At 52.3% G+C, this 18,182-nt stretch carries 14 protein-coding genes; 6 read left to right on the plus strand and 8 right to left on the minus strand.

Features of this window, described 5'->3' with window-relative positions; genetic code table 11:
• Positions 1-157: 157 nt before the first annotated feature.
• Positions 158-907, minus strand: a complete 750-nt coding sequence (locus CRP01_RS17220; protein ID WP_143473421.1) for a hypothetical protein — start codon at positions 905-907, stop codon at positions 158-160.
• Between the two features lie 300 nt (positions 908-1,207).
• Positions 1,208-1,960, minus strand: coding sequence for a hypothetical protein (locus CRP01_RS17225; protein WP_099151318.1), 753 nt, complete (start codon positions 1,958-1,960; stop codon positions 1,208-1,210).
• A 340-nt stretch (positions 1,961-2,300) separates the two neighbouring features.
• Between CRP01_RS17225 and CRP01_RS17230 the strand changes: the two genes are divergently transcribed.
• The 4 genes from CRP01_RS17230 (at position 2,301) to CRP01_RS17240 (ending at position 6,260) form a co-directional block, all read left to right on the plus strand.
• Positions 2,301-3,383: a sensor histidine kinase gene (locus CRP01_RS17230; protein WP_099151319.1), complete on the plus strand. Its 1,083-nt coding sequence runs from the start codon at positions 2,301-2,303 to the stop codon at positions 3,381-3,383.
• Between the two features lie 11 nt (positions 3,384-3,394).
• The gene (locus tag CRP01_RS17235) at positions 3,395-4,096 is read left to right on the plus strand and encodes a LytR/AlgR family response regulator transcription factor (RefSeq protein ID WP_099151320.1); all 702 of its coding nucleotides are present in this window, start codon (positions 3,395-3,397) and stop codon (positions 4,094-4,096) included.
• Between the two features lie 68 nt (positions 4,097-4,164).
• Entirely contained in the window at positions 4,165-4,296 is a 132-nt protein-coding gene (locus tag CRP01_RS43200; protein WP_262510330.1) for a hypothetical protein, read from the plus strand.
• A gap of 38 nt (positions 4,297-4,334) precedes the next feature.
• Positions 4,335-6,260: a RecQ family ATP-dependent DNA helicase gene (locus CRP01_RS17240; protein ID WP_233752701.1), complete on the plus strand. Its 1,926-nt coding sequence runs from the start codon at positions 4,335-4,337 to the stop codon at positions 6,258-6,260.
• A gap of 48 nt (positions 6,261-6,308) precedes the next feature.
• Here the strand turns inward: CRP01_RS17240 and CRP01_RS17245 are convergent, their stop codons facing one another.
• The 5 genes from CRP01_RS17245 to CRP01_RS17265 all read right to left on the minus strand — a co-directional run bounded on the left by CRP01_RS17245 (position 6,309) and on the right by CRP01_RS17265 (position 13,394).
• Positions 6,309-7,607 carry a sulfatase-like hydrolase/transferase gene (locus CRP01_RS17245; protein WP_099151321.1) on the minus strand — a complete coding sequence of 433 codons (1,299 nt, stop codon included), beginning with the start codon at positions 7,605-7,607 and terminating at the stop codon, positions 6,309-6,311.
• A gap of 14 nt (positions 7,608-7,621) precedes the next feature.
• On the minus strand, positions 7,622-8,251 hold the full coding sequence (locus tag CRP01_RS17250) for a YHYH protein (protein ID WP_170110412.1): 630 nt from the start codon (positions 8,249-8,251) through the stop codon (positions 7,622-7,624).
• Between the two features lie 519 nt (positions 8,252-8,770).
• A complete protein-coding gene (locus CRP01_RS17255; RefSeq protein ID WP_099151323.1) occupies positions 8,771-9,772 on the minus strand; it encodes a hypothetical protein in 1,002 nt (333 codons plus the stop codon).
• Positions 9,773-10,357: 585 nt separating this feature from the next.
• Complete coding sequence (locus tag CRP01_RS17260; RefSeq protein ID WP_222845759.1) at positions 10,358-12,979, minus strand: ABC transporter permease; 2,622 nt, start codon at positions 12,977-12,979, stop codon at positions 10,358-10,360.
• An 88-nt stretch (positions 12,980-13,067) separates the two neighbouring features.
• A complete protein-coding gene (locus tag CRP01_RS17265) occupies positions 13,068-13,394 on the minus strand; it encodes a PadR family transcriptional regulator (protein WP_099151324.1) in 327 nt (108 codons plus the stop codon).
• A 484-nt stretch (positions 13,395-13,878) separates the two neighbouring features.
• Here CRP01_RS17265 and CRP01_RS17270 point away from each other — a divergent pair, with 484 nt between their 5' ends.
• Positions 13,879-14,205: a PadR family transcriptional regulator gene (locus tag CRP01_RS17270; RefSeq protein ID WP_099151325.1), complete on the plus strand. Its 327-nt coding sequence runs from the start codon at positions 13,879-13,881 to the stop codon at positions 14,203-14,205.
• Complete coding sequence (locus CRP01_RS17275; RefSeq protein WP_170110413.1) at positions 14,202-16,859, plus strand: ABC transporter permease; 2,658 nt, start codon at positions 14,202-14,204, stop codon at positions 16,857-16,859. Before CRP01_RS17270 ends, CRP01_RS17275 begins: the two co-directional genes overlap by 4 nt.
• Before the next feature lie 5 nt (positions 16,860-16,864).
• Here CRP01_RS17275 and CRP01_RS17280 read toward each other — a convergent pair whose 3' ends face one another.
• Positions 16,865-18,118, minus strand: a complete 1,254-nt coding sequence (locus CRP01_RS17280) for a DUF418 domain-containing protein (RefSeq protein WP_170110414.1) — start codon at positions 18,116-18,118, stop codon at positions 16,865-16,867.
• Between the last annotated feature and the right edge of the window lie 64 nt (positions 18,119-18,182).

Below are 18,182 nucleotides of genomic sequence, written 5' to 3' on the forward strand. Positions count from 1 at the left end.
CGGTATCTCGAAAAAAGACCATATCGACCCGCGAAAAGATCGAAGTACGCTACGACGACAAAAAGAGGTAGCCGCTTGGGTCGGCTACCTCCGTTATCTCTGATTATAAAAAAGAGTCGAAAACTTTGATCAGGCTTTTAGGGCATTGGCGTACGGATCAATACAGATCAATGGCGTAAACGGTACCGTTGATCACCACCTCCGCCGCACCGTCACCCAGGAAGATGATCGTTCCGCTCAGGGAGTAGGAATTTCCGGTGGAGGTCTCTCCGGTAATCGTAAAAGTTGCCGCACCGCTGTTGATCTGCCGTTTTACCTTGCCCACGGCCAGGTCGGTCAGATTGAATTTCACGGTGGATTCCAGGCTGGTCTGATTGCGCACTTTGGACTCCTGGGTACCGTTGCGCTCGTAACTTCCGTTGAAGAGGTATTCGGCTCCGCCCAGCAGGTTGGTCATCGACCAGTTCCCCTCCGCATAATCACTGGAGATCAGCCGGAGCGATTCGTAACTTACCTCACCGGTACGATTGTACGTCAGGCTTACCGGCAGATCATTATCGTCGCAATTGAGCATCCACTGCCAGTCGGTCGAGAGATTGCCGTCAAAACGGGCGGAAGTAAAGGTATGGGTGACCGTACTGTCATTACTGATCCCGCAGTAGGGATTGGTGGGGCTTTTCTGGAGCATGGGCTGGGTGACTTCAATGGCGGCATCGAGTTCGGCAGTCAGGCCTTCGGCTTCCAGCGCCATGGCGCCTTCCACCAGGGCTACCGCTTCTTCGTCCGTGATGGCGTCTTCCGATCCGGGAGTGCCGGTGGACTCCTTTTCACAGGAAGTGAGCAGAAAAAGGCCGGCCAATAGCGCAACCGATAAGGTGTTCTTCATAGCAGAAAATGTGGTTTTCATTGGTGTGATTTTAGGTAAAATTGATTTTGGTTAACGGCTACAAAGAAAGGAGTAGCTCCCTGGCCAATGAAATGTTTTCAATGAACGGAAGGAAGGTTTCAATGAATGGAAAGTCGGGATAGAAAAGGGAAATATATTAGTGCTTTGGGCATTAAGTTTCGCATACTTAAGTCGAAGTGATTTTGCCGGCTAATGAAGCCAGAAAACGCAGACATAGCTGGAGCTACGGCGAGGCTTCTTGGGGAAATTAGCCGGTGAAAGCACGAGACTTGGGGTGTGCAGGACTTAGTTCCCAGAGCACTACTGTCTGAAAGGATAAAAGGGATAGGTACGGCTGCCGAGGGTTACCTCCGTCGCTCCGTTATCCGGGAATTCGATCTCACCCGAAAAAAAGAAGGTACGCCCGCCGACAGTGGAACCGCTGATCTCGAAGGTAGCACTCCCATGGCGGGACTCCATGCGCTGGGGTTCCACGACGAGATTCTTAAAATTCAGAAAAAGAGTGGTTTCGTAAGTTTGCTTTTGAAGGATTTTGGAGATCTGCCGTCCGGTGCGCTCGTAGGTGCCGTTGAGGTGCCAGTCATCGTGAAGCTCTTCATAGGTTAGGGCGAGATTACCGTCGGTATAGTCCCGGGAGGACAATTTGGGGGCCTGGTAGGTGATATCTCCCTCCCAGCTGTAGATCAACTGATCCGGGATTTCCTGATCATCACAATTCAGGATCCACTGGCGGTTAACGGAGAAAGTTCCCTGGTAGCGATCCCGGTCAAAGACATCCGATTTCAGGTTACGGTCGCTGATATTGCAGTGGGGGTTTGGATTTCCCGCGGTGAGTTGTTCGGTATGGATAGCGATGGCCGTCAGCAATTCGCGCATCATGCCCTCCGTTTTGACTGACATGGCGCCTTCCACCAGCGCAAAAACTTCCTCGGCCGTCATGGAACCTTCCGTCAGTACAATGATGTCCGGTTTCTTGCGGCAGGAAGTGTTGAGTAGCAGCAACATCAGCAAAAAGAACAATCCCGTATTAAGCTTATGGCGACTTGCCGTCATACCTCGGTGATTTTAGGATCCGTAAGCAGGCATCTAAAACTGAGTCATTAAACTAACGGCAGCTGAGCCGACTGTGGCCCAATCCCACCTTAGATTGGAGATCAATTTTAGATCCCTTCGTTTCAACTGTCAGCTCTGATCCATCCTTTGATTGCTGAAAATACAAAATTCCGGATAATCGAAATGTCCCCGCCTCGACAGGGCGGTGCGTTGCACCATGCCGGCCGAAGCGATTTGCCCCCCCTTTCGACTGTAGTCATTTAAATTTCCCCCTCCATTCGTTGAAGGATAGGGACCATTTGTTGAAAGTGCAGGTACCGGGCCGCAGATTTTATTAGTTTTGACCGGCATTACCGTATTCAAATGTCCGGACGGCCGCAGGGCCTACCGGCTTTATTCATCACTCATGGAAGGGCGTCCGTATCTGCACTGGGGAGTACATCTGGGCATCTGGCTGTTCGGCGGCCTGGGGTTCAGTCTCGTCTTCATCCGTTTCCTGCCGATCGAGCTCAGCATTCTCCGTACACTACCGAACCTCGCCCTGCTCGCTGTGCTGTTTTACGGCAACAACTGGCTGGTCCGTCACTTTTTTATTCCCAAGAATTATGTCGTGTATTTTAGCTGGGCGGCCCTGCTGCTGGTAGTGGTCACGCTGGTACGAGCCAAGGTCAACTTTCAGTACATTGACTACCGGATGGATTTCCTACCCCAGAACAACCTGCGCGGCCTGCAGAGCGCGGCACTGATCTCCAATCTGGGCCTCATGTTTGTGGGCATCATTTACGAGCTTTCCCGGCACCGGGCGGAAGTAGAGAAAAAGGCGCTGGCCGCTCTCGCCAAACAGCAGGAAGCCCAGTTGCAGTACCTGCGGGCCCAGATCAATCCGCATTTTCTCTTCAATACCCTCAACAATATCTATTCGCTGGCCACGGTGCGATCCGAGCAGACCGCACCGATGGTGCTGCAGCTGTCCGAATTGCTGCGATACGTGACCTACGAAAGCCAGCTGGATCGGGTGTCGCTGACCAGTGAGGTCCGGCAGATCGAACGATTTATCGAACTGTTCCGCATGCGGAGTGAAACGCCGCTGGATATCCGTTTACAGTACCCCGCTTTTCCGACGGATTTCACGATCGAACCCATGATGCTGATCCCGCTCGTAGAGAACTGTTTTAAGCACTGTGATTTCGATACGAACGACGATGCTTTCGTCCGGATCGAATTGGAGGCGGACGACCAACGGCTGCGCTTTCTGACCGTCAATTCGAAAAACGATCAATTGCAGCAAAAAGATAAGGTCGGCGGGGTTGGCCTGGAGAATATCCGGCAACGACTGGCCCTGAAATACCCGCAGCGCCACAGCTTACGGGTGGAGAACCAGGACCGGACCTTTAGCGTAGAAATGCAATTGCAACGATCATAACTGTTGAACCCATGACGATCAAAACCCTTTTGGTAGACGATGAATACCTGGCCCTGAACCTGCTGGAAACCTTTGCCGGCAAGTTGCCGGAACTGGAGGTCGTCGGTAAGTGTAAATCACCGGTGCAGGCCATGGAAGTGCTGGGCCGGGAAGCGGTGGACCTGCTTTTCCTCGATATCCAGATGCCTACCGTCAGCGGGATTAATTTGCTGAAAAGCCTGCCCCAGGCGCCGGTCACCATCTTTACCACCGCCTATGCGGACTACGCCGTTGATGCCTTCAACCTCAATGCCGTAGATTATCTGCTGAAACCCTTTTCGTTTGAGCGTTTTCTCCAGGCAGTGCAAAAGGCCAGGGAGCATCCGCAGCTGCGCCCGTCAACGCTGGTGATCCCCAAGGAGAGTAAAGATTTTTTCACCATAAAGGTGGATGGCAAACTGACCAAGGTCCGCTTTGAGGACATTCTATTCGTGGAAGGACTGAAGGAATACGTTCGCATCGTTTGCCGGGATGCCCGCCTGGTCACCTACGAGCGGCTGAGCAGGCTGGAAGAGATCCTGCCGGATAACTTCCTACGGGTGCACAAATCCTATATCATCTCCAAAGACCGGGTAGAATCGCTGGAAGGGAACCGGCTGGTTATCGGTTCGCACAAGATCCCCATCAGCCGGGATAAAAAGCAGCAGGTGGTGGAGAAAATCTTTTTTGACTGATTCAGGCTGCCCGGTAAAATTGCCTTTTACCGCTGGAGTTCATGAATCTCAATAAAACGGCCAGCATAATGGCGCATTTTAAAACCAGACTCCTCCCCAAATACATGCTCATTTACCGGAACGGCCGGATCGTTGATAAGGACGCACCGCACCCGGGTACCGCCCAACTCAACAAAGCGCTCCAAACTTTGACCCGCTAGCAGAAGGCCTGGCACCGAATAGCAAAAATCCCCTAACTTTGCGCCTGCATCAGGCCAAATTTATGACGCCACTCGAAGTACTACAGCTTTACTGGGGATACGACAGCTTCCGCCCGCTACAGGAAGATATCATCCAATCCGTACTGGACGGGCAGGATACCCTGGCCCTGTTGCCGACGGGTGGGGGTAAATCGATCTGCTTCCAGGTACCGGCTCTGGTACAGGACGGGATGTGCCTGGTGGTTTCTCCCCTCATCGCCCTAATGAAAGACCAGGTGGAAAACCTGAAAAAGCGCGAAATCGCCGCCGAAGCGATCTATTCGGGTATGCACTACCGGGATATCGACCGCATTCTGGATAATGCCGTCTACGGCGGTGTGAAGTTTCTCTACGTTTCTCCCGAAAGACTGACGACGGAGATCATGCAGGAGCGGCTCAAAAAAATGCCGGTCAGGCTGCTCGCCATCGACGAAGCGCACTGTGTTTCCCAGTGGGGCTATGACTTCCGACCGCCCTATCTGCAGATCGCTGAAACGCGGGAGCTGCTCTCCGATAAGGTGCCGGTGCTGGCGCTTACGGCCACGGCTACCCCTCCGGTAGTGAAGGATATTCAGGAAAAACTGGCCTTTAAAAAGGGACGGGTCCTGCAGAAAAGCTTTGCCCGGGAAAACCTGGCCTACGTTGTGCTGCAGGAAGAAGGCAAGGAAAAAAAGCTGGTCGAGATCCTGCAAAAGACGCCCGGCACGGCCGTCGTGTACGTGCGCAGCCGCCGTCGTACCAAGGAACTGGCCACCTGGCTGCGCAAGCACCGGATCCACGCCGATTACTACCACGCCGGACTGCTCCAGGATACCCGCACCGCCAAACAGGAGGCCTGGATGAACAATAAGATCCGCGTCATGGTCAGTACCAATGCTTTCGGGATGGGGATCGACAAAGCGGACGTGCGGACGGTGGTCCACCTGGATCTGCCCGACAGTCTGGAAGCCTATTTTCAGGAAGCCGGACGTGCCGGGCGGGACGGAAAAAAGGCATTTGCCGTGTTGCTCTACAACCAAAGCGACCGGCACCGCCTGGAACGGCATTTTGAAACGGCCTTTCCGGAAATGTCCGAACTGCGCCGGGTTTACCGGGCGCTGGGCAGTTATTTCCAACTCGCCGTCGGTGGCGGACAGGGCGACAGCTTCAACTTCGATATTGTCGACTTTGCCCGCACCTACCAACTCGACCTGATGATCACCTACAGCTGCCTGCAGATGCTGGAACAGGCCGGCTGGATCCTGCTTACCGATGCGGTCTTTGTCCCTTCCAGCCTGCGCATCAAAGTGAGCAAGGACGAGCTGTACGACTATCAGCTCCGCAATCCCAAAATGGAACGCATTCTGAAAACGATCCTGCGGACTTACCAGGGCGCCATGCAGTACGACATCCACCTGCGGGAAAAACAACTGGCTCGCTTCCTGGCCATGCCCCAGCAGCAATTACAGCAGGCGCTCGGCCATCTGCAAAAAGCAGGCATCATCAACTACAGCCCCCAACGGGAGGATCCCCAACTGATCTTCCTGCAGGAGCGGGTAGATGCGGACAACCTGGCCATTGATCAGGCCCTGTATAACTTTCGCAAGCAGCGCCACCGCGATCGCATTCAGAGCGCGATCCGGTACGCCGAAACGCCGGTCTGCCGCAGTCAGCAACTACTGGCGTATTTCGGAGAAGAGGATGCTCCCAAATGCGGCAAATGCGACGTCTGCCTGGGGCGTACGAAGGCCGAAGTAAGCACCGATGATTTTGAGCGCTACAAGGAAAAGATCCAGCGACTGCTGAAACGGGAACAACTCAGCATGAGCCAGTTGATCGAATCTTTCCCGCCGAAAAGAGAGAATCAGGTGCTCCGTTCGCTGGAGTATCTGCTCGATGAGGGTTTCGTAGAAAAGGTGGGGGAACTGATCCGCTGGAAGGAGTAAAACGAAACCGGGCAGACTGGGTTTCCGGAGGGGGATACAGTCGTCTTTTTACTGTCTAATGTTCCGCAGTTCTGCTTCCAATGCTGCTTTTGCCCCGGATACTGTAGTTGACAGGGTGGTTTTCAGAAGATCTTCCTGTTCGTAGGGATCTTTCCGTAAATTGTACAGTTCACTGTTTCCGTTATCATTCATTATGAGTTTGTAAGTTTCGTTCCTGATCGCCCATTGATCGCCACTTCCATCGTCCATTTCAGTGTATTGGTAGTCCCGGATCGTTGCAGTTTGCGCGAACAAGGATTTAAAACTTTTACTGTCATAGACCTCAGGGGTGTTTATACCCGCTATCTCGGCAATGGTTGCGAACAGATCAGTACCGGTGATCAGGTTATCGTCAACTCCCGTCCGTAGAACGCCGGTCCCCGAAATAAACATTGGCGTATTCACTCCTCCCTGATACAGGGTATTTTTCACAGTAGCACTGGAATAAGGACTTTGGGCGACCTGGTTGGGCGTACCGTTGTCTCCGACGAAAATGACGATCAGATTGTCCTTTTCTGCATCCGGAATATTATTCAGCAATCTACCGATCTGATAATCCATAGATTCGATAGCGGCCAGGTAATAGGGTAAAGGATCCATTCCGGTGGTAAATTCCGGCAAATTGCCCTGAGTATGCGTCTGGGCGGGAGGAACATGGAAGGGAGTATGAGGAGCGTTGTAGGCCAGCCATAAGAACCAGGGTTGGTTTTGTTGATTAACCCAGTCAATTGATAGGTCAGTAAGTTTTTCGGTAATATAAGTGGTCTGCAGGCTGGTTGCCCCGCTTTCGGAAAGCTGCCACCGGTAATAATTATCTACCGCCCCCCGGATCAGTCCGGCGTAATAATCAATACCAAATGATTCCGGATTTACCGTTGGATCATTACCGGACAAATGCCATTTGCCGATCAATGCACTGGCGTATTCCCCGTTGGTCTGGTCCCGGAGGTATTGTTGCAGGGTAATTTCGGAGCCGGCCAGGATATCTCCCGCTCCTTTCACCTGGGTGCGATACCCATATTTACCGGTCATGATGGCCGCTCTGGTGGGGGTACAGGTAGGATTAACCCATAGGTTACTAAAGGTAAGTCCGCTCGTTCTGATCGCATCAAGATTGGGTGTAGCGGGTTTTAGCAATCCTTCGGAAAAACCACTTAGCGCATCCTTCCCCAGATCATCCGCTATGATCAGCAAAATATTGGGTGACTCGAGAGTTGATGCCGGGGACTCAACATTTTTTGAACAGGCCGGAAAGATAATGACCGCCAATACAAATGGTAAGATCAAAGACAGATTTAAGGTTTTCATGTTTTGAGCTGAGTTTACTGTGGTGTTCCTTTAAAGCAACCAATATTATAAGGAAAATCATAGGTCCAGTGGTAGTGATAAAGTTCCACCAATTCACCATCCCAAAGCACCGGGTGCGTATGTCCGTGGCATTCGTCCAGATCGGCCGAGGAAAGCAGTGCTCCATCTTCACCGTAAGGACCGTAGATACCGAAGCCGTCCAGCATATATCCCATCAGGGCTGAATGGCCGGCCGAATGCGGATGAATATGGTCCTGGAGGTCCGGAGCGGGGAAATGGTAGTGGTATCGCTCGGTACCGTCGGTGTGTCCGCCGAATCTATCCAGCATTTCGTGGGCAGCAGCATCATTGCCGAGGGTTGAGGCGCCGTGGTAAATAGCGCTACCGCTTAGCGAAATGCCCGACGGACCGAAAAAAACACAAGCTGGCAATTGCGCTACTTTGGGCATTGCCGGCAAAACATAGTACACTTCATGTTCGGATATTATGTTCGGATTACCATCGTACCGAAAAGCGATACTGCCTCGCTGGATAGGAAAAATGCCGGTTGGATGGTCCGGTAGAGCGTTACCGGCTATGATCCGGTTACCATTGCCGTCCAGCGTAATACGGAATTCGCTATCCCAGCTAACATTGCCTTCCACTTGCGGTTTTTTGTAATAATCCCATGTACCATCGGGATTGGTCCAGTCACTGGCATCCGAGTTTCCGGCACCATCAGCCGGAAGCCCGCATAGCCATAAGGATAAAAAGTCGGGTTGGTTATCCCCCCGATTTCTGATTAAAATACGAGTAGGATCCGTTCCTCCAAGAGGTAGATGAGCCAGATCTACCGGATCCGTGGATATCGGAACTACCGGCGCCCCCGGTTCATCGGATTTACTACAGCTAACAATCATTAATGAAACGAAAAAAGAGCAAATAGCTCCTCGTAATGGATCGGTGATTCTGTTTTTCATTTGGCAAGGGTTTAGTCATTGGACACTTAAACTGCCCAAATTTTTCCCAGGCTGGTGAAAAACTTTGCTGAGCGATGCGGTTGGGATAAGCTCCAGCACCAAGCTCTTATCCATAAATTTTAATCAGAGCGGCCCGAAGTATATCCCTAGGCTATGTGTTAAAAAGTGGCGTTTGCAGTCCGATTAATAATTCCCAAACACACTCTAAATCAAGTTATTTACCTCATTGATAATAGCATAACTCAATTTCTTACCGTTTGGAAGCTCAGTCCCTCCAATATTATCTTCCCAGGTGATCACTAGTTTTCCAAGCTCATTGACACCGTGGACTCCAAAATCGTCATAATTTGCCTTAAAGGATTCCGGCACAATATTCACTCCCCACTTTTTCACTACTCCACTTTGCCAGGCGTCATTCACTTTGGATACCACGAGGATATCGGTGCTTTCGTTTTCCCCTTCCGTAAGGGCAAAAATTGTCTGATATTTTTCGGAATACCTTAAGGTTCCTTTAATCACAGAATTAGCCGGAGCTAATACTTCTGCCTTGTGACCATCCTGATAATAATGCCTGATCAGCTGATTATATTTATTTACCATAAATTTACCGGGCCAACCCAGATCCAAAATATTGGATAACATGGCGGATTCGTATGGTTGCATATCTGACTCCGCCGGATCAACCGCATTTCCTGCTGCGTACTGGTCTACAATACGCTGAAAATATTGCTGTAAAGCGGCTTCTGATGCCAGCGCATCCGGAATATCATCAAGGGTCACCTGCACCTCTCCCTTGTATATGGTGCTGCCATTGGGAAATCCGGCTCCTCTGATCGAGGCCGAGTGGATTATGGTACCGTGAGAGGTCGAAATTGCACTTTTCTTCTGAAGCAGGTTCGAATGCGATGCATTTAACTGGGCGGTAATTTCTGCTAATTGGTTACCCTGATAGCCCAGACTTGCCGCTACATCTACTGCCGATTCAAACGCTTCATTCAACAAGAAATCTGAAACGAAACCGTAATTAGCGGGCACCTCGGTTATGCCACAGCTAACCGGGCCAAGATCGGAGATGACGTGGTGGTAATAACTGACAATGTATTGGTTTGGCGGACAGGCCCATTTTTGTTCGTCCGCAGCTACTCTTTGCTTATTTGTGTTCTTTGGGAACTCTAATTGAATCTGACAAACAGCTCTTTTTCTCATTTTGATTTTGGGTTTAAAAGTTTGAACTGGTCTAAACTTATTGTCTGCCGATGAGGCCAAAGTATTGGATTTACTGGCGAAGGGCTTTTTGAGTTTCGTACTGCCCATACGGGCCCGTACCGGGGGAAAGTACGGAACGAGAAAAAGCTGAAGTCCAGGAGATTCAAGACTTTAGGCCACAGTCCAGATGAATAAGTTTAAACCAGTTCTTTAATAAACATTTTCAATTGGTAGACGATGGTATTAGAAAATGTCAGATGATTGCTTCCATTTTTTCAAAAATAAAAGCTCTAACCCAATGGATTTGGCAGGGGGGGAAGGATAGGAACGGGGGAACAAACGGGATTTAAAATAGCTTTTCCGGGCACCAATGTGACGCTGGCAGCAGAGCAAAGGAGGAGAAGCTAAGAGGAAGAAAACCGATTCCTAATTGGAACTACCCCCTTTTTATATAATCATCCATGAAACAGCAAATAGACCGTGTGAAGTCCTCCCTAGTACAGTAAGGTATTGGTGCCGGACCTTACTACACTATGGAGAACTTCATGGTTGTTTGACCTCACTGCTTAATGCAACTTAAGTTCATCACTCACTCTTGATACTATTCACCGGATTCATAAAGGCTGCCCGCAGGGCCTGGAAACTCACCGTAAGCAAAGCCAGGATCATGGCCAGTAAACCCACTACGGCGAATACCCACCACGACAGATCCGTCCGGTAACTGAAATCCTCCAGCCAGTTGTTCATCAGCAGCCACGCCAGCGGAACGGCCAGGATACAGGCGATCAGTACCAGAAAAATGAAGTCTTTGGATAAGAGTTGCCAGAGGTTGGTGACCGTAGCGCCCAGCACTTTCCGGATGCCGATCTCTTTGGTCCGTTGCTCGGCCACGTAGGAGGCCAGACCGAACAGGCCCAGGCAGGAGATGATCACCGCCAGCAGGGCAAAGAAGGTGGCCAGTTCGCCGATGCGCTCTTCGTTCTGGAATTTGCGGGCGTATTCTTCGTCGGCAAAATGGTATTCGAAGGCATTGACCGGATCGTATTTTTTGAATATGGTTTCGATCTGGCTCAGGGCCTCGTGGGCCCGGCTGTCCGGTTTGAGCTTGATGTTGATCTGATTGAGCCAGGTTTCGTGGTGCATGAAGAGGGTCTGACGCACCGGATCGTAGGGGGACTGGGTGATCAGGTTTTTCACCACCCCGACGATCTCGTGGCGCATATCGCCGCGCTCCATAATAGTACCGACGGGATTTTCCAGTCCCATGTACTCCACAGCCGCTTCGTTGAGGATGATGGCGGAAGAATCCGTAGCGAAATCCCGGGAAAAGTCCCGCCCTTCGATGATCTCCCAATCCACCATATCGCCGAAATCGTAGGTAACCCGCAGGCTGGTGAAGTCGTTGCTGAGCCCGGGATCCATACCGTCCCAGGTAAAGCCGCCGTTGGTGACGCCGGTAGAGGTGACCGGAGAATCGGTACCGACCATGTTCTCCACCTTACTGGTATTGAGCAGGTCGGTCCGCAGGGCCTCCCAGTGGGTAATGATGTCGCGGTTTTTGATCGGTACCCGGACCAGATTATCGCGATTGTAGCCGATCGGGCGGTCTTTGGCGAATTCGATCTGCCGGAAAATAAAAATGGTACCGATGATCAGCACTACCGAAACGGTGAACTGGATAACGACCAGTATTTTACGCGGCAAAGCGGAAAAACGTCCCAGGCGAAAGGTCCCCTTCAGTACCTTCACTGGCCGGAAGCCGGACAGGTACAGCGCCGGGTAACTGCCCGCAATAATCCCCGTCAGCAGCGTAAATCCGATGCCCAGCATCCAAAACCAGGGATTGCTCCAGGGAATCCCCAGTTTTTTTCCGGCTACTTCGTTGAAAGGCGGCAGCAGGACTACGGCCAGGATGAAAGCCAGCACGAAAGCAATACTGGCGATCAGGACGGATTCACTAAAAAACTGACTGACCAACTGGGCCCGCAGGGAACCCAGCGTCTTGCGAATGCCCACCTCTCTGGCCCTTTTTTCCGAACGGGCCGTACTCAGGTTCATAAAATTGATGCAGCCCAGCAACAGCACGAAAATGCCGATGATCCCAAACATGCGCACATACTCGATGCGACCGCCCACACTGGCGCCATTTTCAAACTGGCTGTACAGGTGCCAGCGCTCCATGGGATGCAACCACAGCTGCGGCTTGGATATAGCGGCAAATTCCGGATCGATACTATTGTACTTCACATCTTTGATCTGGGCCGACACCTGTTCCATGGTGGTGTTCTCGGCGATCTGCACCAGGGTGTTGAACCAGCTGTTTCCCCAGCCGGCCCGCTCTTCCAGGTTCTGATGTTGAAAGTTTAGTTTCCAGGGACCGATGAATTCCAGGTCGCCAAAGGTCGAGTTTTCGGGCAGGTCTTCGTAGACACCGTTGATCGTAACGGCCAGGTCATTGCCGAGGATGATGCTTTTGCCCATCGGATCCTCCGTTCCAAATAAGGCTTCTGCCGCTGAGGCCGAAAGGACCACGGAGTTCTGGTCCTCCAGTGCGGAGCGCGTTCCCTGCAAAAAGTTCAGAGACAGCATTTCCGTGACCTCCGCCCCCATGAAGCGGCCGTTTTTAGTTACTTTCTTATCGTTGTAGCGCAATAGCTGATTGCTGGATCCCGTGATCGTGATCACATTTTCGAACAGATCGCCGTGGTCTTTTTCCAGGGCCGGTTCAAGTTGCCAGGCCTCGCTCCACCAGGTGCTGATCTGGCCGTTCATCGTCTGGTTTTGCATCACAAAGGCCAGGCGATCGCTGTTGGGAAATTGCCGGTTGTTGTTCAGCTCGTCGTGGATCCAGAGGCCGATGAGGATGGGCACCAACATGGCCAGCGCCAGCCCCCCGATGTTGATCAGGGAGTAGGACCGGTTCTTGAACAGGCCTCTCCAGGCGATCTTTAAATTGTTTTTAAACATTAGACTAGGTATGATCGGGTGAAAAAATCGAATGGGTTTCATGAGTGAAGGGCGGAAAAGGGTGATCACGTCCCAGGCAAAGCTGCGGCGGGCCCGGCGCGTGCCCTGCTCCTCCAGCTGGCGCTCAAAACGTTCGTAGAGATCTCCCTGGATATCTTCGAGGTAGTCGTAGTGGCAGAACCACTCGAGGAAGCGAACGGCCCATTGCGGAGGTCCGGATGTTGATTTTGGCTCTTTCATGATTCTTTTTTGGAGGTGGGGATTTTGGAAGGGCTGCACGGCGAATACTCAGTGGTCCACCGTGCTGTCCTCCTGTTTTCCCATTGTCTCATTCAAAGGCAATTTTCGGAATGGCATTCCAGAGGGCCAGTCGCTGGTCCTTGGTACTTTCCAGCATGTTCTTGCCGTGATTGGTCAGTTTAAAAAAGCGCTTCCGTTTACCGCCGCGGACGTTGGTCGCCTCCCCGAATTCGGAAGTCAGGTAGCCCTTTTTTTCCAGGCGGCGCAGTACCGTTTGCAGCGAACCGATACTCACCTTCCGGTCGAGGCGTTTTTCCATTTCGTCAATGATCGCCACGCCGTAGGCCTCATCGTACAGGATGGCTACCGTCAGCATAACGATCTCTTCGAATTCGCCGAGGTGGTGTTTGCTCATGAATCTATTTTTACCTTAAATGTAGTTATTATATCCAAACGGCGACCTTTTTCCATTAAGTTTTAACATTTTCGGATTTACAGGAAAAGTGTTAAGCGGTAAGCCTCGCTCCGCAGCAAACGGGCGGTCTGGAGTATTTGGACCGGATTTTGAACCGGCGGGACTACCCCTTGCAGGCGGTTGCCGAAGCGCTTTTTCCCGGCCCGATCCGGAAATAAAGACTAAGCAATCGGGAAAGGGTTGCCTGCAAAAACCGAAAAGTTCGAAAATCGCTCCCCTACCCCTTTGTTTCCCGCGACTGCCCTGACTACAGAACATTGGTCTATGGTTTACCCGAATTTTAGCAACTGCTTATGCCTGTTCCCGGGACCCGGATAACGAAAAATTACCTACACAGGTGAACGGTGTTTTTCTAAAATCCCATAAAAACTACAATCACGAATAAAATAATTTTTATATTTACTACAATTACGAATAATACAACATGAAAAAAACTAAGCTAGGGGAATTCGAAGAGTTGGTACTACTCACGGTAATTGTATTGCAGGAGGAAGCCTACGGCGTTCAGATTAAAAAGGAATTGCAGGATCGGCTCAACGAAAAGCTCAGCGTGGGCTCGATCCAAACTTCGCTGAAACGCCTGGAAGAAAAAGGATTTCTCACCTCCGAATTCGGGGACGCCACCCCCAAACGGGGAGGAAAACGCAAGCGGATCTACGCGGCCACGCCCTACGCGCAGCGGGTACTGGAAGAGATCAAAGCCGTTCGAATGGGTTTATGGGCCTCTATTGCCAAACTGAATATCGCATGAGCCACGCCGACCGCCCAATGCCCCCGAAATGGCCGTTGCAGCTGCTTCGCTTTTTCATCAGAGATGAATATCTGGAAGAGATCGAAGGTGATATGGAAGAGGTCTTCCGGGATGATCTGGAAATTTACTCAGTAGCGAAAGCGCGCCGCCTGTACGCACTCGAAAGCCTGAAACTGATCCGCCCCGGCCTGGTCAGACACCTGAAATTTAGCAATCACCCAAATACTGTTGATATGTTTAAGAATTACTTCAAGATCAGTCTGCGCAATTTTGTCAAAAACAAGGATTACAGTCTGATCAATCTGGGCGGCCTCGTGCTGGGCCTCATCTGCTGCCTGCTTATCGGGCTGCACATCCTGCAGGAACTGAGCTACGATCGATTCCACCCGGCCGCCGGCCGCACCTACCGCGTGGTGATGGATATGTTCGGCAACGGTGAACTCAAGACCAAAAGCGCACCGGTCTATCCGGCGGTGGGCCCTACCCTGCTGGAAGAATTTCCCGAGGTGACTGCCTACACGCGTATTCTGCCCTTCGGCAACGGAGTATACAGTTACCGAAAGGACGGTGGCCCGCTGGTACGCTACAATGAGAACAATGCCGTGCTGGCCGACGTGGGTTTTTTCCGGCAGTTCGGCTTTAAGCTGTTGAAAGGCGATCCGGACCGGGTACTGGCGCAAAAGGATCAGGTGGTGATCTCGGAAAGTACCGCCCTGAAATACTTCGGAGATGAAGATCCCATCGGCAAGACGCTGACGCGTCGGGGTACCGATGAACTGACGGTCAGCGGGGTCATGGCGGATTTCCCGGAAAACTCCCACATGGATTTCGACATCATTTTCTCCATGAAATCCATGGACGATTTTGCAGAGCTGCCGGAAAACTGGGGCTGGTACGACTTCTACACCTTCGTAGAGCTGGCGCCCACCGCTTCCGTTCCCGTTTTTGAAGCAAAATTAGGTGCACTGCTGGATGAAAAAAAAGCGAAATACTACCAGGAAAACAATTCCCGGGAAGTCCTCTGGTCCCAGGCTGTGGAGGATATCCACCTTTACAGTCAGGGCCTGAGTTGGGATATGGGGCAGAACGGCGGCGCCTACCAGATCTACTTCCTCGGTGCCGTAGCGCTGCTGATCCTGGTGATCGCCTGGGTCAACTTTATCAATCTCTCCACCGCGCGGGCGGTCAAACGGGCCAAGGAAGTGGGCATCCGCAAGGTAGTGGGTGCCGGAAAACGGCAACTGGTCTTCCAGTTCCTGACCGAGGCGTTGCTCTACAATTCTCTCGCGGTGCTCGTTGCCGTTGGGGCCCTGTTCCTGCTCATCCGTCCCGTCAACCGCTTATTCGATACCTCCCTGTCGATGGGGACGCTGCTGCAACCGACTATACTACTGGGACTTCTGGGACTGATCCTGGTCGGAGCCCTGCTTTCCGGCCTGTATCCGGCCTATATTCTTTCCTCCTTCCGCCCTCTGAACGTGCTCAAAGGTCGGTTTTACAACCGCAAATCCAGTTTCGGGTTCCGTCAGGTGCTGGTCGTCTTCCAGTTTGCGATCTCCACGGTCTTGATCCTCGGGACCTTCATTGTGGTCAAGCAACTTCGGTTCATGCAGAGTTATGACCTGGGCATGAATATGGAGCAAACCCTGGTACTGCGGGCGCCGAGTTCGAATGCAGAAGGTGAACTGAGCAGCCGACTAGGCCTCTTCCGACAGACGCTGGAAGAACTGCCGGCCGTACAGGGCATGACCATCTCTTCCAGCATTCCCGGGATCGAGAATTTCGGGATCTCCGGTTTCCGTTCCCGGCACTTCCCGAATGAAGATCGCGACTGCTATCGCATCCGGGTGGACGACGCTTTCATGCCGGAATTTGAGATCGATGTACTGGCCGGCCGTAATTTCCGCGAGGAAATGCGCAGTGACTCATCGGCGGTGCTGCTCAATGCCCGGGCCGCCGAGCACCTCGGATTTGCGAGTCCGGAGGCCGCCGTGGGCGAAAAGGTAAATCCGGGTTCCAACTACGAGTGGAATATCATCGGGGTGGTGGAGAATTATTACCAGGAGAGTATCAAGGAGGACCTCGATCCGATCATCTTTTTCCACAGTCCGGATCAGGGACGCTACTATTCCCTCAAGATCCAGGCGGATGACGCGGCGGCGACCATCGCGGCCATTGAAAGCCAGTGGGACCGGATCTATCCGGATAACCCTTTTGATTTCTTTTTCCTGGATGAGAATTTTGCCAGTCAATACGCAGCCGACCGGCGCTTCAACCTCATTTTTATCGGCTTTGCTTCCCTGGCCATTTTTGTGGCCTGCCTCGGTTTGTTCGGACTGATCTCCTACACCGTGGAACAGAACCGCAAAGAGATCGGCATCCGCAAAATCCTGGGAGCTTCGGCACCGCAGATCATCCGGAACCTGGCGGGAGATTACCTGAAACTGATCCTGATCGCTATGATCGTCGCCTTTCCGCTGGCCTACTACCTGATGTCGCGCTGGCTGGATGATTTCGCCCAACGCACTACGATCGGGGCCGGCATGTTCATCATCGGTGCCGGTTTGATCGTACTGGTAGCCATCCTCACGGTCAGCGGTAAATCCTACCGGGCGGCGACGGCTAATCCGATCCAGGCATTGCGGGAGGAGTGATCTGTTTAGCTGCGGCCGTAAGTCAACCGGCGCCAGAGTCGCTCCAGCGGTCCCTGCCGGAAACGGCGAAGCCACCACCAGCTCAGTACGAGTTGGGCCACCCAGATGGCGGCCACGATGGGTAGCAGTTCCGTGCGGGAGATTTGATTGTATTGGCCCAATCCGTAACCGTAAAAGATGAAGCCGCAAATGATGCTTTGCAGGATATAATTGGTGAGGGCCATTTTTCCGGCCATACTGACCGGGCGGAAGGAAAGGTTTTGCAGCCACCGCTGGTAGATGCCGTTGAACAAAAGAATATAGGCCAGACCGAGCAACTCCTTGGGGAAAGCGAACAGCCAGGCCCGCCAGACACTGCGCACCGGTTCGAAATAGGCGTAGGTCCACTGGTAATACCGCAGATAATTGACCACCAGGGCAATCGCCAGTACCGTGGCTGTGATCAGCCAGTAATGCGGCAGGTTCCGATAATCCCGGAACACGTCCAGCTTGTACAACAGGATACCCAGCATCATCATGATCAGGGTGCGAAACAGGATGCCCTGGTAGAAGATCACGCCTTTATGGACCCGGGTATGCTCCGCATTGGTGGCGATGCTTTCGAAATAGGTTTGCCGGGGTACCGGCATTTCGGTCCGATCCGCTTCCTTTTTGCTGGTCCGGTTTTCCCAGCTGGTAATTGCTTTCCGATCCGCCTCGCTGCGATCGGTTTCCGCGACCGCCGTCGCATCGGTAAATGCCCGGTATTGCTCCTGGGCCCGCCCCGCACTTTCGTAGGCATTATACAGGACAATGGCAACCGGTATCAGCAACACCAGCAATAAACGGCGCACCGAAAAGGACCGGAATGGGAACAACAAAAAACCGCAGGTCGCGTAGTGGTACAATATATCCCCGTCCCAGATCAGGTAGGCGTGAACAACACCAAATACGAACAGCCAGAGCAGCCGACGGGCGTAGATGTCCATCGCTTTCAGGCCCAAGCCTTTTTGTTCCAGGCGCTCCAGGAAGATGTAAAAACCCACCCCGAACAGGAGCGTGAACATACTGAAGAACTTACCCTGGGCCAGGAAATACACCCAAAAGCGCGTATCGTGATCCAACTCGCCGGCAAAGCCGAATTTATAGGGGCTCCAGGGATCGGGATAGGAAAAGGTCTCGACGTTAATGATCAGAATGCCGAGAATGGCAAGCCCCCTTAGAAAGTCGAGGGAGCCGATCCGTTCGCCGGATGAGGTTGGTTGCAGTTGTGAGTTCAATCGTGCTGGTTTGTGCCTACGGAAGATTATCTTTCGCCAAGATAGATCACCCCGGCCGGACCGG

Origin of the sequence: Flavilitoribacter nigricans DSM 23189 = NBRC 102662, from assembly GCF_002646595.1 — a bacterium.
GTDB lineage: Bacteria > Bacteroidota > Bacteroidia > Chitinophagales > Saprospiraceae > Flavilitoribacter > Flavilitoribacter nigricans.